General features: G+C 59.7%; 18 protein-coding genes. 16 read left to right on the top strand and 2 right to left on the bottom strand.

Features of this window, described 5'->3' with window-relative positions:
• Nucleotides 1-142 precede the first annotated feature (142 nt).
• From ACYU70_RS01095 to ACYU70_RS01150, 12 genes are all read left to right on the top strand, one after another.
• Entirely contained in the window at nucleotides 143-958 is an 816-nt protein-coding gene (locus ACYU70_RS01095) for an SDR family oxidoreductase (RefSeq protein ID WP_342295662.1), read from the top strand.
• Between the two features lie 224 nt (nucleotides 959-1,182).
• Nucleotides 1,183-3,822 carry an MGH1-like glycoside hydrolase domain-containing protein gene (locus ACYU70_RS01100; RefSeq protein WP_342295664.1) on the top strand — a complete coding sequence of 880 codons (2,640 nt, stop codon included), beginning with the start codon at nucleotides 1,183-1,185 and terminating at the stop codon, nucleotides 3,820-3,822.
• Between the two features lie 85 nt (nucleotides 3,823-3,907).
• Nucleotides 3,908-4,534 (top strand): cyclase family protein, encoded by a 627-nt coding sequence (locus ACYU70_RS01105; RefSeq protein WP_342295666.1) that lies wholly within the window; start codon nucleotides 3,908-3,910, stop codon nucleotides 4,532-4,534.
• A 149-nt stretch (nucleotides 4,535-4,683) separates the two neighbouring features.
• Nucleotides 4,684-5,166 carry a DUF6799 domain-containing protein gene (locus tag ACYU70_RS01110; protein WP_342295667.1) on the top strand — a complete coding sequence of 161 codons (483 nt, stop codon included), beginning with the start codon at nucleotides 4,684-4,686 and terminating at the stop codon, nucleotides 5,164-5,166.
• 26 nt (nucleotides 5,167-5,192) lie between these two features.
• Nucleotides 5,193-7,373, top strand: coding sequence for a WG repeat-containing protein (locus tag ACYU70_RS01115; RefSeq protein WP_342295669.1), 2,181 nt, complete (start codon nucleotides 5,193-5,195; stop codon nucleotides 7,371-7,373).
• A 215-nt stretch (nucleotides 7,374-7,588) separates the two neighbouring features.
• The gene (locus ACYU70_RS01120) at nucleotides 7,589-9,061 is read left to right on the top strand and encodes a CoA-acylating methylmalonate-semialdehyde dehydrogenase (protein WP_342295671.1); all 1,473 of its coding nucleotides are present in this window, start codon (nucleotides 7,589-7,591) and stop codon (nucleotides 9,059-9,061) included.
• A gap of 151 nt (nucleotides 9,062-9,212) precedes the next feature.
• A complete protein-coding gene (locus ACYU70_RS01125; RefSeq protein ID WP_342295673.1) occupies nucleotides 9,213-10,565 on the top strand; it encodes an aminotransferase class III-fold pyridoxal phosphate-dependent enzyme in 1,353 nt (450 codons plus the stop codon).
• Between the two features lie 164 nt (nucleotides 10,566-10,729).
• Nucleotides 10,730-12,103 (top strand): dihydropyrimidinase, encoded by a 1,374-nt coding sequence (hydA, locus tag ACYU70_RS01130; protein ID WP_342295675.1) that lies wholly within the window; start codon nucleotides 10,730-10,732, stop codon nucleotides 12,101-12,103.
• A gap of 245 nt (nucleotides 12,104-12,348) precedes the next feature.
• The gene (locus ACYU70_RS01135) at nucleotides 12,349-13,215 is read left to right on the top strand and encodes a nitrilase-related carbon-nitrogen hydrolase (RefSeq protein WP_342295676.1); all 867 of its coding nucleotides are present in this window, start codon (nucleotides 12,349-12,351) and stop codon (nucleotides 13,213-13,215) included.
• 90 nt (nucleotides 13,216-13,305) lie between these two features.
• On the top strand, nucleotides 13,306-14,631 hold the full coding sequence (locus ACYU70_RS01140) for an FAD-dependent oxidoreductase (protein WP_342295677.1): 1,326 nt from the start codon (nucleotides 13,306-13,308) through the stop codon (nucleotides 14,629-14,631).
• 78 nt (nucleotides 14,632-14,709) lie between these two features.
• A complete protein-coding gene (gene preA, locus ACYU70_RS01145) occupies nucleotides 14,710-16,098 on the top strand; it encodes an NAD-dependent dihydropyrimidine dehydrogenase subunit PreA (RefSeq protein WP_342295678.1) in 1,389 nt (462 codons plus the stop codon).
• Between the two features lie 109 nt (nucleotides 16,099-16,207).
• Entirely contained in the window at nucleotides 16,208-16,486 is a 279-nt protein-coding gene (locus ACYU70_RS01150) for a hypothetical protein (protein WP_342295680.1), read from the top strand.
• A gap of 77 nt (nucleotides 16,487-16,563) precedes the next feature.
• Here ACYU70_RS01150 and purU read toward each other — a convergent pair whose 3' ends face one another.
• Entirely contained in the window at nucleotides 16,564-17,397 is an 834-nt protein-coding gene (gene purU, locus ACYU70_RS01155; protein ID WP_342295683.1) for a formyltetrahydrofolate deformylase, read from the bottom strand.
• Between the two features lie 115 nt (nucleotides 17,398-17,512).
• Between purU and ACYU70_RS01160 the strand changes: the two genes are divergently transcribed.
• Nucleotides 17,513-18,433 (top strand): DUF6268 family outer membrane beta-barrel protein, encoded by a 921-nt coding sequence (locus tag ACYU70_RS01160; RefSeq protein ID WP_342295685.1) that lies wholly within the window; start codon nucleotides 17,513-17,515, stop codon nucleotides 18,431-18,433.
• A 64-nt stretch (nucleotides 18,434-18,497) separates the two neighbouring features.
• Here ACYU70_RS01160 and ACYU70_RS01165 read toward each other — a convergent pair whose 3' ends face one another.
• Nucleotides 18,498-19,658, bottom strand: coding sequence for an XdhC family protein (locus ACYU70_RS01165; protein ID WP_342295687.1), 1,161 nt, complete (start codon nucleotides 19,656-19,658; stop codon nucleotides 18,498-18,500).
• 123 nt (nucleotides 19,659-19,781) lie between these two features.
• Between ACYU70_RS01165 and ACYU70_RS01170 the strand changes: the two genes are divergently transcribed.
• The 3 genes from ACYU70_RS01170 (at nucleotide 19,782) to ACYU70_RS01180 (ending at nucleotide 22,698) form a co-directional block, all read left to right on the top strand.
• Entirely contained in the window at nucleotides 19,782-20,654 is an 873-nt protein-coding gene (locus tag ACYU70_RS01170) for an AraC family transcriptional regulator (protein WP_342295689.1), read from the top strand.
• A gap of 76 nt (nucleotides 20,655-20,730) precedes the next feature.
• Nucleotides 20,731-21,591 (top strand): NmrA family NAD(P)-binding protein, encoded by an 861-nt coding sequence (locus ACYU70_RS01175; protein ID WP_342295691.1) that lies wholly within the window; start codon nucleotides 20,731-20,733, stop codon nucleotides 21,589-21,591.
• 186 nt (nucleotides 21,592-21,777) lie between these two features.
• Complete coding sequence (locus ACYU70_RS01180; RefSeq protein WP_342295692.1) at nucleotides 21,778-22,698, top strand: helix-turn-helix domain-containing protein; 921 nt, start codon at nucleotides 21,778-21,780, stop codon at nucleotides 22,696-22,698.
• The last annotated feature ends 42 nt before the right edge of the window (nucleotides 22,699-22,740 follow it).

The following is a 22,740-nucleotide window of genomic DNA, read 5'->3' on the forward strand; positions in this document are numbered from 1 at the left end:
TCCTGAACCTAGCCCCGCCCGCCGCGTAAGCCTGAGAGTGCCTGCTGGACAAGCCGGCCCCGCTGCTTCATCAGATGCTCAGGGCCGGCTCCGTACCATTGGGCCGGTATCATTCTTCCACCAACCCCCGATTTCTCCCCGCATGGCCACTCCCGACCCCCGGCGTCTCGCCAATCAAATTGCCCTCGTCACGGGGGCCAGCTCCGGCATCGGCGTGGCCGTGGCCGTGGCCCTAGCCGCCCACGGTGCCACCGTGGTGGTGAACTATGGCCACGACGAGGAAGGTGCCAACGCCACCGTCGCCACCATTGAGGCGGCCGGCGGCACGGCTCTGGCCATCAAGGCCGATGTGAGTAAGGAAGACGAGGTGCAGGCCATGTTCAAGCAAACCATTGAGCGGTTTGGCACGGTGCACATCGTGGTAGCCAACGCCGGCCTGCAGGTCGACGCGAAGTTTGTCGACATGACGCTGGCGCAATGGCAGAAGGTGATTGACGTGAACCTGACCGGCCAGTTCCTGTGCCTGCGCGAGGGAGCCCGCGAGTTTATCCGGCGTGGCGAGCAGCCCGATATTTCCCGCGCCACCGGCAAGCTCATTTGCATGAGCTCGGTGCACGAAGTCATTCCATGGGCCGGCCATGTGAACTACGCGGCCAGCAAGGGCGGCATCATGCAGCTTATGAAAAGCACGGCCCAGGAGCTGGCACCCCACAAAATTCGGGTCAACAGCATTGCCCCCGGGGCCATTGCTACGCCCATCAACCTCTCGGCCCGCGACACGCCCGAGGAGGAAAAAGCCCTGCTCACCCTCATTCCCTACAACCGCGTGGGCGACCCCGCCGATATCGGCAACCTCGCCGCCTGGCTCGCCTCGGACGAAGCCGACTATATCACCGGTCAAACCATTTTCATGGACGGTGGCATGACGCTCTACCCGGGCTTCGCCGACAACGGCTGAGCAGGAGAGGAGCTAAGAACGTCAACTCCCCTCCTCAGATGAGGAGGGAATGCTGGCGCGTAGCGCCGGCTGGGGTGGTTGAATTCGTTGAACAATAAGTGAACGATTCACTGCATCGTTCACAACCATCTTTCAACGCCACCCTCCGGTGGCACCACCCCCGTTTCAGCTTTGCTGAAACATCCCCTCCTTGGTAAGGAGGGGAGTTTTTCGTACTAATCTCCATGAACCCCGAACAAACCCGCCTCGCCGAAGCCAACGCCGGCACCAAGCCCTGGCGCAAGTTCGGCCCCTACGTGGCCGACCGGCAATGGGGCACCGTGCGCGAAGACTACTCGGCCAACGGCGACGCCTGGAACTTCACCACCCACGACCAGGCCCGCAGCCGCGCCTACCGCTGGGGCGAGGAGGCCATAGCCGGCTTTTGCGACAACGAGCAGCGCCTCTGCTTCGGCCTGGGCCTCTGGAACGGGCAGGACGCCATTCTCAAGGAGCGCCTATTCGGGTTGAGCGGGCCGGAGGGCAACCACGGCGAGGATGTGAAGGAGGTCTATTATTACCTCGACGGCACGCCCACGCACTCCTACCAGCGCATGCTGTACAAGTACCCGCAGCACGCTTTCCCCTACGAGTGGCTGGTGAAGGAAAATGCCCGCCGCGACCGTAACAGGCCGGAATTTGAGCTGATGGACACGGCTATTTTTCTGGAAAATAAGTACTTCGACGTATTCGTGGAGTACGCCAAGGCCGATGCTGAAGACGTGCTCATCCAGCTCACCATCATCAATCGCGGCCCGGCCGAGGCCACGCTGCACCTGTTGCCGCAGCTCTGGTTTCGCAACACCTGGGCTTGGGGCGAAGATGCCTACCGGCCCCGCCTGGCTGCCATTTCCGACAACCACATCCACGCCGAGCACCGGGATTTGGGCAAGTTTACGCTCTATTGCGACGAAGCGCCCAGCCTGCTCTTCTGCGAAAACGCCACCAACAACGGCCGCCTCCACAACGCGCCCTCCACGGAGCAGTTCTTCAAAGACGGCATCAACGACTACCTCCTGCACGGCCAGGCCGGGGCCGTGAACCCCGCCCGCACCGGCACCAAAGCCGCCGCGCATTACGAGCTGGCCATCGCGCCGGGCGCCACCCGCGTGGTGCGCCTGCGCCTGGCCGCGCCGGACCTGGCCACGCCCTTTGCCGATTTCGACCAGACCCTGAAGCTGCGCCTAACTGAAGCCGACCAGTTCTACCAAACCCTGCAAGCCGACCTGCCCAATGCCGACGCCCGCCTCGTGCAGCGCCAGGCTTTCGCCGGCATGCTCTGGAGCAAGCAATACTATTACTACGACGTGCCCCGCTGGCTGGCCGGCGACCCCGCCTTCCCACCCCCGCCGCCCGAGCGCCTCGAAGGCCGCAACAGCACCGGCTGGGTGCACCTCAATAACCAGCACATCATCTCCATGCCCGATACCTGGGAATACCCTTGGTACGCGGCCTGGGACCTGGCGTTTCACTGCCTGCCGCTGGCCCAGCTCGATGCGCAATTTGCTAAGGACCAGCTCCTGCTATTGTGCCGCGACTGGTACATGCACCCCAACGGCCAGCTGCCCGCCTACGAGTGGAAGCTGAGCGACGTGAACCCGCCGGTGCATGCCTACGCCACTTGGCGCGTTTTTAAAATGGACCAGAAAGCCCACGGCGGCCACGGCGACGTGAAGTTTCTGGAAACCATTTTCCACCGCCTGCTCATCAATTTCACCTGGTGGGTGAACCGCAAGGACCGTGACGGGCGCAACATCTTCGAGGGCGGCTTCCTGGGGCTGGATAACATCGGCGTGTTCGACCGCTCGGCCCCGCTGCCCTTCGGCGGCTTCCTGGAGCAGGCCGACGGCACCGCCTGGGTAGCCATGTACGCGCTCAACATGATGCGCATCGCCCTGCAGCTCAGCCAGACCAACCCCGTGTACCAGGACCTGGCCAGCAAGTTTTTCGAGCATTTCCTCTACATCGCCGAGGCCATGACCAACGTGGCCAACGAGCACATGGACCTCTGGGACGACGAGGACGAGTTCTACTATGACGCCCTGAACACGCCCGACCGCGGCCACGAACTGCTGAAAGTGCGCAGCTTGGTGGGCCTGATTCCGCTCTTTGCGGTAGAGGTTATTGACGAGGATTTGCTGGCTGGCGCGCCGCTGTTTCTGGCCCGCATGAACTGGTTTCTGGACAACCGGCCCGCGCTGGCCGCGCTGGTGTCGCGCTGGCAGGAACCCGGGAAAGGAGCCCGCCACCTGCTCTCGCTGCTGCGCGGCCACCGAGTAAAGCGCTTGCTGGCCAGAATGTTAGATGAAGCCGAATTCCTCTCCCCCTACGGCGTGCGCAGCCTCTCGCGCTACCACCTGGACCACCCGTTCGTTTTCCGGGGCACCGAAACCCAGTTCACCGTCAACTACGAGCCGGCCGAGTCGCAGACCAGCCTATTCGGCGGCAACAGCAACTGGCGCGGCCCCGTGTGGATGCCCATGAACTTCCTGCTTATCGAGTCGCTCCAACGCTTCCACCACTACTACGGCGACGATTTCAAGGTGGAATACCCCACCAATTCCGGCAAAACGGTAACGCTGCTCGAAGTAGCCGATGCCCTCACCGCCCGCCTCACCCAGCTCTTCCTGCGCGACCCCGAAACCGGCCGCCGCGCCTGCTTCGGTGATGATAAACAGCTGCAAAACGACCCCAATTTCCGCGATTACCTCTGGTTTCACGAATACTTCCACGGCGACAACGGCCACGGCCTCGGAGCCAGCCACCAAACCGGTTGGACAGGGCTGATTGCGAAGCTGCTGCAACCACGCGGTAAGGGCCAGTAGCACATGCTTTAGCTTGTGTCCGCCAGGCCAAAAAAACAATAAATCAACCATTTAACGGCACAAGCCAAAGCATGTGCTACATCCCATGCCCACCCCCGCCCCCTGGCTCGACGCCACCACGCCCATCCGCGACGGCATGGTGCACTGGCCCGACAACGCCCCCGTCCACGTCAAAAAAACGCTCAGCATCGCCACCGGCGCGGCTGCTAATGTCACCGAAGTGTCGATGAGTGCCCACACCGGCACGCACGTCGATGCCCCGCTGCACTTCACCGCTAATGCGGGCGACACCACCACGCTAGACCTCGGCCAACTCATGGGCCCGGCCCGCGTCGTAGCCATCACCGACCCCAAAAGCATCAGCTTGGCCGAGGTGCAGCGCCTCAAAATTGAGCCCGGTGCCCGGCTGCTCTTCCGCACTCGCATGTCAGATTCAGAATGGAGCACCATGCCATTCCAGCCCGATTTTGTGGCGCTGGACGGCGACGCGGCCGTTTTCCTGCGCGATGCGGGCGTGGTCTGCGTCGGAGTTGATTACCTCTCCGTGGGCAAAGCTGATGCCCATCACGCCCTGCTCGACGCTGGCATTTGCGTGATTGAGGGCTTGGCCTTGCAGCACATCGCGCCCGGCGAATATGAAATGCTGTGCCTCCCGCTGAAAATTGTGGACAGCGACGGCGCCCCCGCCCGCGTACTGCTGCGCCCTCAGTAACAGCCCGGAACAATTCTGAATGTTTCCAGCTGGGGGTTGCTCCCGTGCGGAATAATTGTGCCCGAAGCAGCCTGGCTTCGTATTTGACGTATACGGCCTGCCGCCGGCTCCCGGGCCGTGCGGCTTCGTCTATTCAGGGTACTTCGATTATGTTTTTGCGCACCTTTTGGCTCTGCGGAGCCTTGGCCAGTCTGCTGGCACTACATGGGCCGGCGCACGCCCGCCAAACGCCGAACAACGACGGCTTCCAGCGCCGCAATGGCCAGATGCAGGTAGTCCGTAACGGTCAGGCCCGTCCCATGACCCGCGATGCCCACCTGCCCACCGGGGCCACCGTCACCAAAGACGGCTTCGTGGTGAGCCCCACCGGCCAGCGCACCGAGCTGCGCGAAGGCCAGGGTTGCGACCTGCGCGGCCGCCCCGTGGCCGTGCAGGTCGCAGCCAATGGCGCGTTGGCCTTGGGCGCGTCCTCCGCTCCGGTTCCCGTTCGCAGCATCCGTTCTGTGCCCGCGCCTTCGCTCCTGGAGCAGGTATTTGGCTCGGGGGATGACGAAGACGAAGGAAAATTCAAATTCAAAAAGCGCAAAAAGCACCACGGCAAAGGCCACGGCCGCTGGAAGGGCGACGACTAGCGGCCGGCCGCGCATTTCAGGATTATATGGTTCATTGTTTTCTCGCTTCACCTTTTATCGATGCTGCCCGCGCCGGTCAGTTTGCTGCCGTGCAGGCCGCGCTGCAAGCCGAAGCCGCCCCCGATACGCTCCTGTTAGGCAATCTGGTGCTGGCCGATGGCACCGCCCCGCTTGATGCCGTAGTAGTGCGCCCGCACAGCATCACCCTGCTGGTATTCGCGCCCCGCGGCGGCCGGCTCAGCATTCCCGCACTGGGCTACGGCCGCTGGCTGCTCGATGGCGCGCCCGTGCCCAGCTCGGAAGATTTTGACAATCCTTTCGAACAGTTTCGGGAGCAGAAAGCCACACTGGCCGACTGGCTCCAGCCGCGTTTCACTCCCGGGCAGGCTGATTTGAACAGCGTTTCCGGCTTGGTGCTGTTTGAAACACCGGTTGAATTTGGTGCCGATGTCGAAGCCGCTCTGAATGAAGCCCCGGCCGGCTTCCAAATCGCCAGCAGCCTAGCCAACTTGCCAAGCAGCCTACGGGACTTGGCTACGCCTGACATCAACTTAACCGCTGATGATATTGCCGAGTGGGCTGCCGAATGGGCGGATTTCGTAGCCGTGCCACCCGCAAGCGAGACTACTGCCGCCGTGCCCACTGGCGCCCAGCCCAGCGCCACTGCAGACACTACCAATGCCGCCAGCACCTTCCTGGGCCAGAAAGCCCGCGCCCTCTGGGGCTGGCTCGGGGCCAACGACGTGCCCGATGACGACCTGCCCTACGGCTACGCCAACACCCTGAGTGCCCGCAACGAGGAAAAACAGCAGCTCGAACAGCTGCGCCAGCAAATGCAGGCCGACCTCAGCACCCAGCTCCAAGCCTTGGAAGCCCGCGAAGCCGAGCGTGAGCGCAGCATTGCCCAGCTCCGCACCGAGTTGGCCCAGGCCCCGCCCGTAGCCGCCGAAGCCACCGCCCTCGTCTCCCGCCTCGGGGCCGAAACCCGCGAAAAAGCCGCCCTCGAAGCCGAAATGCAGGCCTCCCGCGATGAGCTGGCCGCCCGTAATCAGGAACTGGATGCCAAAATTCAGCAGCTCAGCCAGCTTATCGGGCAGCTCAGTGCCAGTCCGGCTGCTGCTGCGCCGGTTGCGGCCCCAGCCCCGCCAATAACGGCTGCGGCCCCGCCGATAACGGCCCCCGCCCCGATAGTAACGGCCCCAGCACCTCCAACTATTCCCGTTGCCCCGCCATTTGCGGATGCCTCACCAGTTGCTGAAAGCAAGCCCGTCGCTGCTGTCTCTCCATCGCCTGTAGTCACTACTTCTGGTGCTATCGCATCTGACGCGCCTCGTTCCGAACCTGTTGGAAGGGTGCCTGATTCGGCTGGATTTGGTTCATCGACAACTGCTGCGGCAAAGCCGGCCGCCGGAGTATCTCCGCCGGTTTTCGCGCTCTCTAATCACTTTGAACGTCTCCGCGCCCGGGCGCAGGCAACTGCTGCCGCGCTGCAGCCCCGGCTACGAAAGGCGAAGGAGTGGGGGCAGGCCCAGCCCCGCGCCGCGCTGGCAGCGGCCGCCGTGGCCGTGCTCGGCCTGGGCATCTGGGGCCTGAGCCACGTGGGCAACACCCCGCCCGTCCCGTTCCAGGAAAACGGCCGATGGGGCTACGCCGATGCCAGCGGCCAGCCCGTAATTCCCGCGCAGTTCACGGCCGCCAGCCCGTTTGAGAAAGGGCAGGCCGTGGTGGCGAAAGACGGCGCGTATGGCTTCGTGGATGAGAAAGGCAAAGAAATAATACCTGCCGCCTACGATGCCCTTAACCCCTACGCCGGCGGCTATGCCCGCGCCCGGGTAGGTGATGCCTACACCTTCATCGACGAGGACGGCCAGGAGTTCGACCATTATTATTTCAACGCCCTCGACTTCGCCGAAGGCCACGCCGCCGTGCTCGACCACCGGGGCTGGCACTACATCAGCGGCCCCACCGAGCCCGATACGCCACCCGTCATCTTCAAAGAAGCCTACTCCTTCGCCGACGGCCTGGCCCGCGTGAAGCTCCCTGACGGCTACACCTTTATCACCGCCGACTACCTTGCCGACCCCGGCCAGGGCACCAAACCCTTCGGCCGCTACCAGCAGGCTTCCGATTTTGTCGATGGCAAAGCCCAGGTGAAACAGGCCGGTCGCAGCTTCACTATTAATAAGGACGGCGAAGAAGTGAAGTGACCTAATTCCACCCGAAAAATCTGCCTAAAGTAATCAGGCGCAGGCCGGCTCCCATTGGTGGCCCGCCTGCGCCTGATTACTTTAGGCAGATTTTTCGGATGAAATAGTTGGCTGAATATGAGATGATTTGAAAATATTTATCTCGGAAACGATTGCGGAATTATTCCATATCCCGCAAAACCCTTAGCTTGCACCCCGCTTAACAATAAGGTAACATGGAAGTTCAAACATTGAAGTATCCGGCCATCCGTAACTACGTGGCTGGCCAGTCGGTAGAAAGTGCCTCTACGCCCACCATGGACGTATTTAGCCCCCTCAGCGGGCAGTTGATTTCCACGCTGCCGCTCAGCAACGCCGCCGCGCTCGACGCTGCCGTGCAAGCCGCCAAAGCCGCCTTCCCCTCGTGGTCGGCCACGCCTATTAAGGAGCGGGTCCAGATTTTCTACCGCTATAAAACGCTGCTGGAGCGTGACATGAAAGCCCTCGCCGACCTCGTGCGCGAGGAAAACGGCAAGACCTACGACGAAGCCCGCGCCGAAGTCGAAAAGGCCATTGAGCTGACCGAATTCGCCTGCTCCATGCCGCAGCTTATCCAGGGCGAATTCCTCGAAGTGAGCAAGGGCGTGGAAGCCCGCGCCGAGCGCAAGCCGCTGGGCGTGGTGGCCAGCATCGCCCCGTTCAACTTCCCCAACATGGTACCGCACTGGACCATCCCGAATGCCATCGTGCTGGGCAATACCATGATTCTGAAGCCCTCGGAGCAGGTACCGCTGAGCGCCGTAAAAATCGCCGAGCTGCTGAAAGAAGCCGGCCTGCCCGACGGCGTGCTCAACATCGTGAACGGCGACAAGGAAATCGTGGAAGCCATCTGCGACCACCCTGAAATCCAGGCCGTGAGCTTCGTGGGCTCTACCGCCATTGCCAAAGTCGTTTACATCCGCGCCACCAGCAACCTGAAGCGTTGTGTAGCCCTCGGCGGGGCCAAAAACCACCTGATGGTGCTGCCCGACGCCCACCCCGAAATGACGGCCTCGAACGTAGCTGCTTCAATGTCGGGCTGCGCGGGCCAGCGCTGCATGGCCGGCTCCACTATGGTCGGCGTGGGGGCCATTGATGGCATCGTGGCCAAAATCGTGGAAGAAGCCAAGAAGATTGTGGTCGGTAAGAACCTCGGCTCCGTCATCAGCAAAGAAGCCAAAGCTCGTATCGAAAAGCACATCACCGAAGCCGAAGCTGCTGGTGCCAAAGTCCTGCTCGACGGCCGCAACGCCGTAGTGCCCGGCCATGAAGATGGCTATTATGTGGGTGCTACCGTCATCGATTACGTGACGCCCGACATGCGCATCGCCCAGGAAGAAGTCTTCGGCCCGGTGCTCGCCATCATGCGCACCAACACGCTGGACGAGGCCATTGCTATCGAAAATGCGAACCCTTACGGCAACGCCGCCGCCGTTTTCACCAGCAGCGGCAGCAGCGCCCGCTACGTCATGGACCACGCCAACGCCGGCATGATTGGCGTGAACATCGGCGTGCCCGTGCCCCGCGAACCATTCTCCTTCGGCGGCTGGAACGACTCGAAATTCGGTGCCTGCGACATCACCGGCAAAAGCTCGATTGAGTTCTGGACGCAGCTGAAAAAGACCACGACAAAGTGGAACCCCGAGTCGCGGGTGAACTGGATGAGCTAAAGTAAAACTGTCATCCTGAGCACAGCGAAGGACCTAAGGACAGCGGAGCAGCTTGCAGTAAATTAAATTATTAAGAGCCGATGGCATGGACGCGATAAGGTCCTTCGCTGAGCTCAGGATGACAGACGGCGTAATTGCCAAACAGATACTCATGGAAACCACCTTCGCCACCGACAAAGACCAAATCCTGCACGACAACCTCGACCACACACTCTTCTCGTGGTCGAAGCAAACGGGCCTGAACCCCATCAACGCCGAGCGCGCCGAAGGCGTGTACGTGTACGACCGCGACGGCAAGCGCTACATCGACTTCTCGGCCCAACTTATGAACGTGAACATCGGCCACGGCGACCAGCGCGTGACCGAAGCCGTGACTGCCCAGATGCGCGAGCTCAGCTACGTGTACCCCGGCATGATTACCAAGGCCCGCGGCGACCTCGGCAAACGCCTGGCCGAAATCACCGCACCCAACCTCACCAAGGCGTTTTTCACGCTCGGCGGGGCTGAGGCAATCGAAAACGCCATCAAGCTGGCGCGGGTCTACACCGGCCGCCACAAGATTGTGTCGCTCTACCAGTCGTTTCACGGGGCCAGCTACGGCGCCATGAGCGTGGGCGGCGACCCCCGTAAGTTTGCCGTGGACAGCCAGGCCATGCCCAGCACCATCCACGTTGAAAACCCGTTTTTCTACCGCTGCCCCTGGCACAGCTCCACGCCCGAGCAGTGCGCCCAGCGCGCCGCCGATGCCATGGAGCGCATCATCGGCTACGAAAACCCCGGCAGCGTGGCGGCCATCGTGCTCGAAGGCGAGTCGGGTACGTCGGGCTGCATCAAGTACCCGCCCGGCTACTGGACGCGCATCCGCGAAATCTGCGACAAATACGGCATCCTACTCATTGCTGATGAAGTGATGTCGGGCTTCGGCCGCACCGGCAAATGGTTCGGTTCCGACCACCACAACGTCAAAATCGACATCATGTGCATGGCCAAGGGCATCACCGCCGGCTACCTGCCCCTGGGCGCGGTGATGGTGGATGAAAAAATCGCCAAGTCCTTCGATGACAAGCCGCTGCCGCTGGGCCTCACGTACTCCGCGCATCCGGTGTCCTGCGCCGCCGCCGTGGCTGTGCTCGATATTTATGAGAGCGACAACCTGCTCGAAAACACCGTGGAAATGGGCAAGTACATGGACGAGCAAGTCGCTCAGCTCATGCGCCACCATCCCAGCATCGGCGACTGGCGCAACACAGGCCTCTTCGGCTGCATCGAGCTGGTGAAAAACCGCGATACCAAAGAGCCTATGGCCCCCTGGAACGCCACCAACGACCAGATGGCCATCATGAACCAGGTCGCCGCTAAAATCCGCGAGTTGGGCATGTACACCTTCGTGCGCTGGAACTACATTTTCATCTGCCCCCCGCTCACGATTAATAAGGAGGAGATTGATGAGGGATTAGCCATTATTTCGGAAGCCATCAGCATTGCCGATAAGTATGTGAACTAAGGCACGATGGCGCGGGGCTCAGCCCCGTGTCGGCTACTGACAGGCCTCCGGCCTGCGGCACCCGTGCCGCCGCAACAATCCGGCAAATCAACCTCAACGATTCGGGCCAGAGGCCCTATTCATAGTCAGCACGGGGCAGAGCCCCGCGCCATCTGGTTCCCATCATGTCCATTCTCCTCAAAAACGGCCGCGTCGTCACCGCTGATTCGGACGCCGTCTGCGATATTCTGATTGAAGGCGAAACCATCTTTTCCATTGGCCGCAGCTTGTCGGCCGATGGTGCGGAGGTGATTGACTGCTCCGGCAAAATCATCGTGCCCGGCGGTATCGACCCGCATGTGCACCTCGAAATGCCCTTCATGGGCACGTTTTCGTCGGATACCTACGAAACCGGCACCCGCGCCGCGCTGCATGGCGGCACCACTACCGTCATCGACTTCATCCTTCAAAAACAGGGGAATTCGTTGCGCTCGGCCCTGGAGGAATGGCAGGGCCGTGCCACCGGCAACGCCGTGGGCGACTACAGCTTCCACATGGCCGTCACAGATTTCAACCCGAGCACCAAGGAGGAAATTAAGGACATGGTGGCCGAAGGCATTACCTCCTTCAAAACATTCATGGCCTACAAGGGCGCGCTCATGATTGACGACGCGCAGATGGTGGGCCTGATGCAGGAAGTGAAAAAGCACGGCGGCCTCGTAACCGCCCATGCTACCAACGGTGACATGATTGATACCCTCATCGCCCAACACCGGGCGCAGGGCAAACTCACGCCGCTCTACCACTACCTCTCACAGCCCGAAGTCACCGAAGCCGAAGCCTCGGGCCGCTTTGCCGACATCGCCAACTACACCGGCGTGAATGCCTACATCGTGCACCTCACTTGCGAGGGTGCCCTCAACCAGGTGCGTCGCGCCACCGAGCGCAACCAGCGCGTGCTGGTTGAAACCTGCATTCAGTATCTGGTGCTGGATGCGTCGCTGTACGAGGACGAAGCCAACGGCGCGAAAGTGGTAATGTCGCCCCCGCTGCGCGAGAAAAAGGACCAGGCCACGCTTTGGGCCGGCATAAACCAAGGCTTGGTGAATGTTCTGGGCACCGACCATTGCCCATTCATGTGGGAGCAGAAGCTGATGGGCAAGGACGATTTCTCGAAAATTCCCAACGGCCACCCCGCCATCGAGCACCGCATGGAATTGCTGTTTTCGGAAGGTGTAAATAAAGGCAAAATCACGCTCCAGAAATTCGTGGAAATAACTTCCACCAATGCTGCGAAAATATTTGGCATGTTTCCGCGCAAAGGCACCATCAGTATTGGTGCAGATGCGGATTTGGTAATATTCGACCCAAATAAAAAGCACACGATTTCGGCCGACACGCACCACATGAATTGCGACTATTCGGCCTACGAAGGATGGGAGATAACCGGTAAGATTGATACCGTTTTACTGCGTGGAAAAGTAGCCGTAGATGCTGGAGAAGCCAAAGTAGCCAAAGGGTACGGACAGTTTATTAAGCGCGGCAAAACCAATTTTTAACAGGCGATTTCCATTGCCAACTGGGTATCTGACATCACGAATGCTTACAGGCATTCCTTTCTTGCTGTGCCCTAAGGTGTAGCATGTGCAAATGCCCGTTTTTTTGCTTAATTTAAAGCCCGCTTTGGGCTGTTTAATCTGAATTCACATTTACTGTAACTCAAAGCGTTGTGCCTCGCCAGAAATTACTGCCTTGGGACACTCGCCACGACCAAACTCAACTTCATTCACTCTCACTCCCAACAATGCCCAGAATTATTAAATCCGGCCTCATCCAGATGAGCCTGCCGATGACCGAAGGCGAAGGCACGATTCAGGAAATCATGGCCGCCATGGAAGCAAAGCACATTCCGCTTATTGAAGAAGCCGGTCGCCAGGGCGTGCAGATTCTCTGTTTGCAGGAAATCTTCAACACCCCGTATTTCTGCCCCGGCCAGGACAAAGCCTGGTACGCCTCGGCCGAATCGGTGCCCGGCCCGACGACGGACCGCATGGCCGAATACGCCAAGAAATACAACATGGTGATGATTGTGCCCGTGTACGAGCGCGAAGCCGCCGGTTTCCTCTACAATACCGCCGCCGTAATTGATGCCGACGGCACCTACCTCGGCAAATACCGCAAAAACCACATTCCCCATACCACCGGCTTCTGGGAGAAATTCTTCTTCAAGCCCGGCAACATGGGCTACCCGGTGTTCCAGACCAAGTACGCCAAAGTGGGCGTGTACATCTGCTACGACCGCCACTTCCCCGACGGTGCCCGCATTCTGGGCCTAAACGGGGCCGAAATCGTTTACAACCCTTCGGCCACCGTGGCTGGCCTCTCGCAGTATCTCTGGAAACTGGAGCAGCCCGCGCACGCCGCCGCCAACGGCTATTTCATGGGCTGCATCAACCGCGTGGGTGAGGAGAAGCCCTGGAACCTGGGCCGCTTCTACGGTACGTCCTATTTCGTGGACCCGCGTGGCCAGATTATCGCGCAAGCTGATGAGTACAAAGACGAATTGCTGATTTCGGAATTCGACCTCGATATGATTGAGGAAGTGCGCAATACTTGGCAGTTCTTCCGCGACCGCCGCCCCGAAACCTACGAGAAACTGGTAGAGCTGTAGGCGCTTGGCTGACATAAAAACGGTCATGCTAAGTCTAGTCGAAGCATGACCGTTTTTTTATTCACTAATAATTCGAATTAACCTGCCCCAATGGCTGAATTTTCTACACCTACCACCGAGCAGCAATTCGCGGAAAACTTCGCGCAATTGAAGCCGGTGATGAACCGCACCGAGGCGCTTTACGAAAGCTCCCGCTGCCTTTTTTGCTTCGATGCGCCGTGTATAAAAGCGTGCCCATCGGGGATTGATATTCCGCAGTTTATCCGCCAGATAAATTCCGGTAACGACACCGGCGCGGCACGCACTATTTACGAGGCCAACTACTTCGGTAATGCCTGCGGCAAAGTGTGCCCTACGGAAGTACTCTGCGAAGGGGCATGTGTGTACAACTTGCAGGAAGTGAAGCCGATTGAGATTGGTCGACTCCAGAGTTATGCCACCACCAAGGTGATTAAGAGCGGCGAAAAACTGTTCGGTCCCGGCGCGGATAACGGCAAAAAAGTGGCCGTAATTGGGGCTGGTCCGGCCGGTATATCTGCTGCTTGTGAGCTGCGTTCGCTGGGCTATGGCGTTGATGTTTTTGAGGCTAAAGCGCAGCCTTCGGGCCTGACGGTTTACGGCGTAGCGCCGTACAAAATCACCAACGAAGAAACGCTGGCCGAGATGGACTACTTGCAGGCGCAATTCGGCTACAACGTGCATTTCAATTCGGCTATTTCGTCGCGTGCCGAATTGGAGAAATTAGAAGATAAATACGACGCTATTTTCCTCGGAATTGGCCTTGGCAAAACCAATGAATTGGGCTTGCCCGGCGAGGATAAAATCAACTGCACCGGCGCGGTTGAATTTATTGCTGAACTGCGTCAATTCCAACACAAAGTAGCGGTGGGCCGCAAGGTAATTGTGCTGGGCGGCGGCAATACCGCTATGGATGCGGCTTCCGAATCTTCGCGCCTCGGGGCGGAAAATGTAATTCTGGCCTATCGCCGAGCTAAGGATGAAATGGGCGCTTACGAGTTCGAGTACGACTTGGCCAAAGGGGTAGGAGTGAAAGGCTTATTCAACGTAGCGCCGGTGGAAATTACCGGCAACGGCTATGTAGCAGGCGTGAAATTCATTCGCACCGAAACCAAGGATGGTAAGGTGCGGGAAATTGCCGGCTCTGAGTTTGTGGAAGACTGCGACATGGTGATTAAAGCCACTGGCCAGGCCAAGCAGACGGAATTCCTGAGTTTGATTCCGGGCCTGAAGCTGGATGGCAAAGGCCGAATTATCGCTAATGCTCACACCGGGCAGACCGGCAATCCCAAATACTTCGCTTCTGGCGATGCCTGGAATGGCGGGGCCGAAGTGGTGAACGCGGCAGCTGAAGCAAAGCTGACGGCACGCGGTATTCATGCCTATTTGAGCAAGTAGCGCGGACTTTCAGTCCGCGAGTTGAGCCCATTTCCCTCATTTCGTATTCAATCGCGGACTAAAAGTCCGCGCTACATTATGCCTGACATCTCAATAAATTTCGCCGGCATTAAATCGCCGAACCCGTTTTGGCTGGCTTCGGCCCCGCCCACCAATTCCGGCTATCAAATAATGAAAGCCTTCGACGCTGGCTGGGGCGGCGCGGTGTGGAAAACACTGGGCGTGCCCGTCGTCAACGTGTCGAGCCGCTACGGCGGCGTGAACTACCGCGACAAGCGCCTCGTTGGTTTCAACAATATCGAGTTGATTTCGGACCGCCCGCTGGCCGACAACCTGCGCGAGATTGAGGAAGTGAAAAAGCGTTTCCCCAACCATGCCGTTATCGCCTCGCTCATGGTGCAGACGCGCCAGGAGTGGCACGACATCGTGCGCCAGAGCCAGGACGCTGGTGCGGACGGCTTCGAGCTCAATTTCGGCTGCCCGCACGGCATGTGCGAGCGCGGCATGGGTTCGGCGGTAGGGCAGGAGCCCAAGGTGCTCCAGATGATTGTGGAATGGGTGATGGAAGTGGCCAAAAAGCCCGTCATCGTGAAGCTCACCCCGAATATCTCCGACATCACGGAGCCAGCTATGGCCGCCCGGCGCGGCGGTGCCGATGCCATTTCGCTCATCAACACGATTCAGAGCATCGTGGGGGTTGATTTGGACCAGTTTGCGCCGTACCCCATTGTGGACGGCAAGGGCAGCAACGGCGGCTACTGCGGCCCGGCCGTGAAGCCCATTGCCCTGAACATGGTGAAAAACTGCGCCCAGCATCCCGACATCAAACTACCCATTTCGGGCATTGGTGGAATTGAGAACTGGCGCGACGCGGTGGAGCACATTCTGCTGGGAGCCAGCAGCGTGCAGGTGTGCACGGCGGCCATGCACTTTGGCTTCGGCATCATCCGCGAAATGACTTCGGGGCTGGAGCAGTACATGGTTGAGAAGGGCTTCAACACCATTTACGACATGGTGGGCAAGGCCCTGCCCAACGTGCTGCACTGGGAAGACCTGAACATGAAGTACAAGGTGACGGCCAACATCCACAAGGACAAGTGCATTGGCTGCCAGCTGTGCTACACGGCCTGCGAGGATGGGGCCCATCAAGCCATCAAGCTCAACGCTGATACGCGGGTGCCCGAAATCATCGAGGAAAACTGCGTAGGCTGCAACCTGTGCTCGCTCGTATGCCCCGTAGAGGACTGCATTACGATGGACCGCACCGACGACGGCACCCAGCACCTCACCTGGAAAGAGCGCACCGAAGCCGGCACCGCGCCCACCGAATTCAACGACGAAAAGGCCGGCGGCCGCCACCACTGGGTACCCGAGCCCAGCGCCGCGTTGGGCAAGGAGCGCCACAAAACCCTGCCCGGCAAAGCCCGGCTGTATTCCGGCGAAACGGTATTGCCGACTGAGGCTTAAATAAGGCTCTTACTATGGTATGCAGGCACTAAATCTGGTCCACATTTTGTTTAGAAACGTAGAACAGCATTCACTTGTAACCCGACGCGTTTCGACGCGCTGCCATATCATGAAAGTTAAATCAGTGATTTTTTCGTTGAGCCTCTGCCTGCTATTGTTGAGTGGTTGCGTGGCTTCCGTGGGGCCGGAATACGGCTATTATCCGCCTGCCCCACGGCCGTATTACGGCTATGCGCGGCCCTATTATTACAATCCTCGACCCGTAATTGTGGTGCCGCGTGGCGGGTATAACCGCCCGCACTACGAAGGCAACCACTACGGTGGCGGCTATGGCGGGGGTCGGGGCTACGGCAACGGTCATGGTGGCGGCCGCCGTCGCGGCGAATAACACCGTAGAATTTAGACAAGAAAACGGGCTCCCCACGCAAGTGGGGAGCCCGTTTTCTTGTCTGGTCAATTGCTAAATCAGTCAAAAATCACGGTTTTGTTGCCGTGCACGAACACCTGCTCGTCGAACACCATTTTGAGTGAGCGGGCGAGCACGATTTTCTCCACATCGCGGCCGGCCTGGGCCATTTCGTGGGCGCTCTGGGTATGGTCGATGGGAATAACGTTTTGGGCGATGATGGGGCCCTGGTCGAGCTGCTCGTTCACGAAATGCGCGGTGGCCCCGATTATTTTTACGCCCCGGGCGTAGGCCTGCGCGTAGGGGCTGGCCCCTACGAAGGCTGGTAGGAAGGAGTGGTGAATGTTGATGAGCCGATTGGAATAATGCGCCACGAACTCGGAGGTTAGGATGCGCATATATTTGGCCAGCACCACAAAATCGGGCTGGTATTGGGCCAGCACGGCCAGTACTTCGGCCTCGTGGGTTTCGCGGGAGCGGTCGGCGTGGGGCAGATAGTGGAAGGGCAGGTTGAACTTGCGGGTGAGGTCGCCGAGCACCTCATAGTTGCTGATGACGGCCAGCACGCGGGCATTGAGCTCGCCGAACTCGTGGCGTACCAGTAGCTCGCTGAGGCAGTGATGCTCCTTGGTGGCCATCAGCACAATGTTTTTGGGCTGGTTGGTGGTGAGGCGGATAACGGCCGACGGGGGCAGGCCCGTGCGCAAATCGACTTGGAGTGCCTCCGGGTCGAACGCGCCGGCCATTTCGGTGCGCATGAAAAAGTGGTTGCCATCGCGCTCCACAAATTCGCCGTTGCGGATGATGTTGAGGCCGTGCTTGAACAGCACACCCGTGATTATATAAACCAGGCCCGGCTCGTCGGGGCAATGAATGAGCAGCAAATGCGCCATGCGGAACAGCGTGAGTAGTCGGTTGAATTGGCAAAAAGCCGAACTGCAAAAGTAGAGCGCTGGCTATTGGATAATTGCGCTTTTATTTGCCGCTGAATTCTGCCAAAATTATTTCGTGCATCTACCTCTACCTGCCCGGCTGCTGCCGGCACTGCTGTTCAGCGCTTGCCTATTCGTTCCTGCCCTCAGCCGCGCGCAGGGATACGCCGAGGGTATTGGCCTGAACTACGAAGTGCTGCCTCTAAAGCAGAAAAACAGCAGCGAAGCCACATTCCGAGGCGACGTTTTTCGGGCCAACATCATCGTGCCTCTTGCCGTGGCGGCGGATACATCACACGCAATATTGGCTGGCCTGAATCTGGAAACCTTGCGTTTCAGCGGCAATCGACCCGGCTTTGAAGTACACAACGTGTACGGCATCACGCCAGTGCTGGGCTACCGCCAGCGCCTGTCACCCCGCACTGAGCTCACGGCCCTCGCGCTGCCCGCTCTGAATTCGGATTTGCGCGAGGTGCGCGGGGCTGATGTGACCTGGGGCGGCGTGCTACGGGCCGCCTACCGCAGCAGCCCCCACCGGGCCTACCGTCTCACGGTGGGCTACCGGCAGCAGTTCTACGGGCCGCAGTACGTGCTGCTGCTGGGCCTCGACTGGCAGCTGGGGCAGCGCTGGCGGCTGTTTGGCGACCTGCCCACCACCTTCACGGCCAGCTACGCCGCCACGCCGCGAGTCAATGTCGGGTTCAACCTGAATGGCATCAACACCGCCTACCGTTTGCTGAACAACGACCAGTATTTTCAATATCAGCAGGGGCATTACGGCTTGTTTGCCGAAACTTATTTGAGTGCGCATTTGGCAATACGAGCCACTGCTGCCTATGCCGTAACACGGCGCATGGAAGTGTATGCCAGGGACGACCAATGGCCCGCCACCATCGACTATATTGGATTGGGCAAGGCCCCTACGCCGCTGAGTTCGCCGATAGAAAAAGGCTTGGCATTCCGGCTGGCGCTGAGCTACCGCGTGCCGGCCCCATGAGGCTTGTAGCATAAGCTTCAACTTGTGCACTGCCAGAACAGCCCGACTATGTCCGAAGCGAAGCTTATACTGCTTCGGCAGTTGGCTGGAGGCTCACTTGGGGCGAATCAGTGTGAATGGCCACCGTCGTGTCGCGCAGGTGCTGGGGCTGCCGTTTGTTCTTCACGGCCTGAATTTCGGCCACAATGGCCAGTGCGATTTCCTCCGGGGTTTCGCCGCCCAGGCTCAGGCCAATGGGACTGTGCAGGCGGTTTTGCAGCGCATCTAAAATTTCTGCTTCGGACAAATTCAATTCGTCTTCATTCAGCAGCCGCCCGGCTTTGGCCCGGGGCCCCAGCAGGCCAATATATGGGGCCGCCGAGGGCAGCAGCGTTTGCAGCGCAGCCAAATCATAGGCGTAGTTGTGACTGAGCAATACGTGGTACGCATCCGCATCAGGGGCAAGCATTTCCAATTCCCGGACGGGCAAGATTCGTACTTCCACCGCCTCCGGAAAACGAGCAGCAGTGGCCAGATTAGGCCGGCCATCCAGCACCGTGATGTGCCAACCGAGCGAGGCAGCCAGATGCACCAGCGGCTGCGCATCATTGCCCGCGCCATACACCACGAGGCGCAGCGGTGGCGTGAGCACCTCCAGCAGTGCCCGCACCGGGCCGGCATCGGTTTCGATTTCCAGAATCTGCGATTTGCTTTCTACTAACGCAGTTTGCGCGGCCTCCGCCAGCGGGGCGGCTAGTAGGGGAGTGCCCCGCAGCGCCCCGGAGGCCGAGAGTAACACTCGCTGCCCCACGGCTGCTTTCAGCCCCGAGGAATCGGTTTCAAATATGGTCGCCAACACCGCCGGCTCGGGGTGTTGGGCGAAGCCGCGCAGCAGCTCCACCGGGTTATCAGCCGCCGCAAAATCCAGCGGCTCCAGCAGGATGCGGACCACGCCCTGGCAGCCGGGACCGAGGCCGTGGCGCGGGTCGTCCTCATCCCGCGTGTCGTACGTCACCAGCGCGGGCTGGCCCCGAAAAATGGCTTGGCGTGCGCGCTGGCGGGCATCGCCCTCCAGGCAGCCGCCGCTGATGGCCCCGGTCAGCTCGCCGTCTTCGGTCACCAGCATGCGGGCCCCGGGGCGGCGGTAGGCCGAGCCCAGCACCTCGACCACCGTGGCCAGGGCGCAGGGGCGGGCCGCGGCGCGGTGCCGGTCGTAGGCGAGGAGCAGGCGTTGGAGTTCGGTCATGGCGCGGTAGTTTGCGGAGGAAGTACGCCCGGTGGCGGGGCGGGGTTATGTAAACTCCTGACGCGGGAGTGGGGTTTTGGTTCGGAGGCCCGCCGCCGGCTAGCGGCGCTTATATTGAGTGCTATGACCGCTGCCATCCTCCTCTATCAACTAAATACCCTCACCGAAGCCGACGAAAAGCCGGCGGCGGTGTTCTTTTTAGGGCCGAACTCAGCGCTGTCTCATCTGCCCATCGACCTGCCATATCGCAGCAATTACTACAAAATCGGCCTATGCCTACGCGGCCATGCTCGCCTGAAAGTCAACCTCGAAACCTACGATATCGAGCCTGATTCGCTGATGGTATTATCGCCCTACGTTATCAAACAGTGGCCTTTTATGTCGGCCGATTTTGAGGGGCTGAGTGTCTTTTTTACCCGAGAATTCATTTCGGCTAATTGCAGCCTGAACCCGGATGCCTTTTCGTTTTTTGAGGGAGATGCCCGCCATGTTTTTCAATTAACGTCCTCTCAGGCCGATAATATCGCCGCGCTGCTACAGTCTATTGAGCATAAATACGACGCACCGCACGCCTACCGCGAGGAAATCCTGCGCAGCCTCATCCAGATTTTGCTGCACGAAATTGCGCCCATATACAGTGCCCAGCACGTTTCGGCGACTGTCACCCAGACCAGAAGCCAGTTAATTGCCGCTGCATTTAAAAAGCTGGTCAGCACGCATTATGCCACCGAGCGAAGCCTGTCCTTTTATGCCGACAAGCTTTGCATCACCCCCAAGCACCTGGCCGAAACCGTGAAGGAAGCCACCGGCCGCCGCGCCGTGGAATGGCTGGCCGAGGCCGTGCTGCTGGAAGCCAATGTGCTACTGCAAAACCCCGCCCTGACCATCGCCCAAATCGCGGATACCCTCCACTTTGCCGACCAATCCACGTTTGGCCGGTTTTTCCGGAAAGGCATTGGGGTTTCGCCGGCAGCTTACCGGCAGCGCTGGGCCTGACGCTTGCCGCACTTTGGCCCAATTTCCCCGCCGTTTCGCCCTTTTGCAAGGCCGAAGCCGGACGGAGCTTTGCCTTATGAAAATCATCATCACAGGTTCCCTCGGGAACATCAGCAAACCCCTGGCCACCGCGCTGGTGCAGCAGGGCCACGCCGTTACGGTTATCAGCAGCAAGCCGGACAAGCAGGCGGAAATTGAAGCATTAGGAGCTGCCGCCGCCTTTGGCAAAGTGGAAGACGTAGATTTCCTGACGGCCACTTTCACAGGTGCCGATGCCTTGTACCTGATGGTGCCGCCGCATTTTGCCGTGGCCGATTCGCGGGCCTACCACCAGCAAATCGGCCGCAATTATGCCCAGGCCATTCAGCGAGCGGGCGTGCGGCGCGTGGTGCAGCTCAGTAGCTGGGGCGCGCACCTGGCGGAGGGCACTGGCGGCATCCTCGGTACGCACGATGTGGAGGTTGTTTTGCGCGAAGTGCCCGGCGTCACGCTTACGCACCTGCGGCCGACTTCTTTTTACACCAATTTCTATACATCAATTGGGATGATAAAAGGCGCGGGGATGATGGGCGCTAATTATGCGGGCGATATCAAAGTGGCCTTTGTGCACCCTCGGGATATTGCCGCTGCGGCGGCAGAGGAGCTAATCAAACCCGCCGCTACGGCCGGCACAGACGTGCGCTACGTAGCCAGCGACGAGCGCACTGCCGCCGAAGTCGCCCACGCCTTCGGCACCGCCATTGGCCAGCCCGACCTGCAATGGGTGGCTTTCACCGATGAGCAGATGCGGAATAACATGGTGAAGAACGGTGTGCCCGCTAACCGGGCCGACGAAGTCGTAGACATTTACGCCAGCACTAACAGCGGCAAATTGGGTGAGGATTACTGGCAGCACCGGCCCATTTTGGGTAAGGTGAAGCTAGAGGAATTCGCTTAGGAATTTGCAGCGGCTTTTTAGAAAGTAGGAGGAGCATCAAAACGTCATGCTGAGCTTGTCGAAGCATCTTTACCGCACTAGTAAACCCAATCGACAGGTTTAGCATTGCGGTAGAGATGCTTCGACAAGTTCAGCATGACGTTCTTTGAGAGGTGGCTTACCTTTGATTTCTACAGCCCCTTTGCCATGCCATCCCGCCCGCTTTCCGAACTGTACTCCAAACTAGCTCCCGAGGCAGCCGAGACGCTGTTGCTATCGGAGACTCCCCGCGAAGTCGGCCAGTTCAACGTCTTCAACGTGGCCGACCTAATGCTCGCCAACCGCGACCGGCCGCCCATGACCTTCGACCGCCGCGCCTTCTACAAAATCAGCCTGATGCGGGGCCGCAGCCGCATCGAGTATGCCGACAAAGTGGTGGAAGTGGAGGCAGGTGCCCTGTGGTTTGCCTCCTCGCGAGTGCCCTACCGCTGGCTGCCGCACGACCAGGACCAGACCGGCCATTTCTGCATCTTTACCGAGGAGTTTCTGCAGCCCACCAAGGGCCGGATGGCACTAGAGGAACTACCGTTTTACCAGCCCGGTGCTTTCCCGGTAGTGCAAGTAACAGATACTGAATTTGCGGCAATTGGGGACATTTTTCAGAAGATGGAGAAGGAAATATCCTCCGAATATGCCTACAAATACGACCTGCTGCGCGCCTACCTGATGGAGGTGATTCACTACGTGCAAAAGCTCCAGCCGGCCCAGCTATCGGCCCCCACCCACAATGCCTCGGCCCGCTTAATGGCCCAGTTTGCCGATTTGCTGGAGCGGCAGTTTCCCCTGGAATCGCCGCAACAGCGCCTGCGTCTGCGCACCGCCACCGACTACGCCGCCCAACTGGCCGTGCACGTCAACCACCTCAACCGGGTGCTCAAGGAAACCACCGGCCACACCACCACCGCGTTGATTGGAAGCCGCGTAGCGCAGGAGGCCAAAATCCTGCTGAAGCAAACGAACTGGAACATTTCCGAAATCGCCGACAGTCTGGGATTCGCCGATGTGGCGCACTTCTGCAACTTCTTCAAGCGCCAGGCCGGGTTGACGCCGGGTGACTTCCGTAGCTAAGCTGATTGTTTGATTTATTCAGCAAACGGTTTGACCCGCGCA

This window comes from Hymenobacter segetis, assembly GCF_054776495.1.

Excerpts from the sequence above, each read along its gene's own strand:
- ACYU70_RS01135 (WP_342295676.1), top strand. The coding sequence starts at position 12,349 with ATGCCCAGAATTATTAAATCCGGCCTCATCCAGATGAGCCTGCCGATG.
- ACYU70_RS01150 (WP_342295680.1), top strand. The coding sequence starts at position 16,208 with ATGAAAGTTAAATCAGTGATTTTTTCGTTGAGCCTCTGCCTGCTATTG.
- hydA (WP_342295675.1), top strand. The coding sequence starts at position 10,730 with ATGTCCATTCTCCTCAAAAACGGCCGCGTCGTCACCGCTGATTCGGAC.
- ACYU70_RS01180 (WP_342295692.1), top strand. The coding sequence starts at position 21,778 with ATGCCATCCCGCCCGCTTTCCGAACTGTACTCCAAACTAGCTCCCGAG.
- ACYU70_RS01100 (WP_342295664.1), top strand. The coding sequence starts at position 1,183 with ATGAACCCCGAACAAACCCGCCTCGCCGAAGCCAACGCCGGCACCAAG.
- ACYU70_RS01125 (WP_342295673.1), top strand. The coding sequence starts at position 9,213 with ATGGAAACCACCTTCGCCACCGACAAAGACCAAATCCTGCACGACAAC.
- ACYU70_RS01105 (WP_342295666.1), top strand. The coding sequence starts at position 3,908 with ATGCCCACCCCCGCCCCCTGGCTCGACGCCACCACGCCCATCCGCGAC.
- ACYU70_RS01175 (WP_342295691.1), top strand. The coding sequence starts at position 20,731 with ATGAAAATCATCATCACAGGTTCCCTCGGGAACATCAGCAAACCCCTG.
- purU (WP_342295683.1), bottom strand. The coding sequence starts at position 17,397 with ATGGCGCATTTGCTGCTCATTCATTGCCCCGACGAGCCGGGCCTGGTT.
- ACYU70_RS01115 (WP_342295669.1), top strand. The coding sequence starts at position 5,193 with ATGGTTCATTGTTTTCTCGCTTCACCTTTTATCGATGCTGCCCGCGCC.
- preA (WP_342295678.1), top strand. The coding sequence starts at position 14,710 with ATGCCTGACATCTCAATAAATTTCGCCGGCATTAAATCGCCGAACCCG.
- ACYU70_RS01165 (WP_342295687.1), bottom strand. The coding sequence starts at position 19,658 with ATGACCGAACTCCAACGCCTGCTCCTCGCCTACGACCGGCACCGCGCC.
- ACYU70_RS01120 (WP_342295671.1), top strand. The coding sequence starts at position 7,589 with ATGGAAGTTCAAACATTGAAGTATCCGGCCATCCGTAACTACGTGGCT.
- ACYU70_RS01110 (WP_342295667.1), top strand. The coding sequence starts at position 4,684 with ATGTTTTTGCGCACCTTTTGGCTCTGCGGAGCCTTGGCCAGTCTGCTG.
- ACYU70_RS01140 (WP_342295677.1), top strand. The coding sequence starts at position 13,306 with ATGGCTGAATTTTCTACACCTACCACCGAGCAGCAATTCGCGGAAAAC.
- ACYU70_RS01095 (WP_342295662.1), top strand. The coding sequence starts at position 143 with ATGGCCACTCCCGACCCCCGGCGTCTCGCCAATCAAATTGCCCTCGTC.
- ACYU70_RS01170 (WP_342295689.1), top strand. The coding sequence starts at position 19,782 with ATGACCGCTGCCATCCTCCTCTATCAACTAAATACCCTCACCGAAGCC.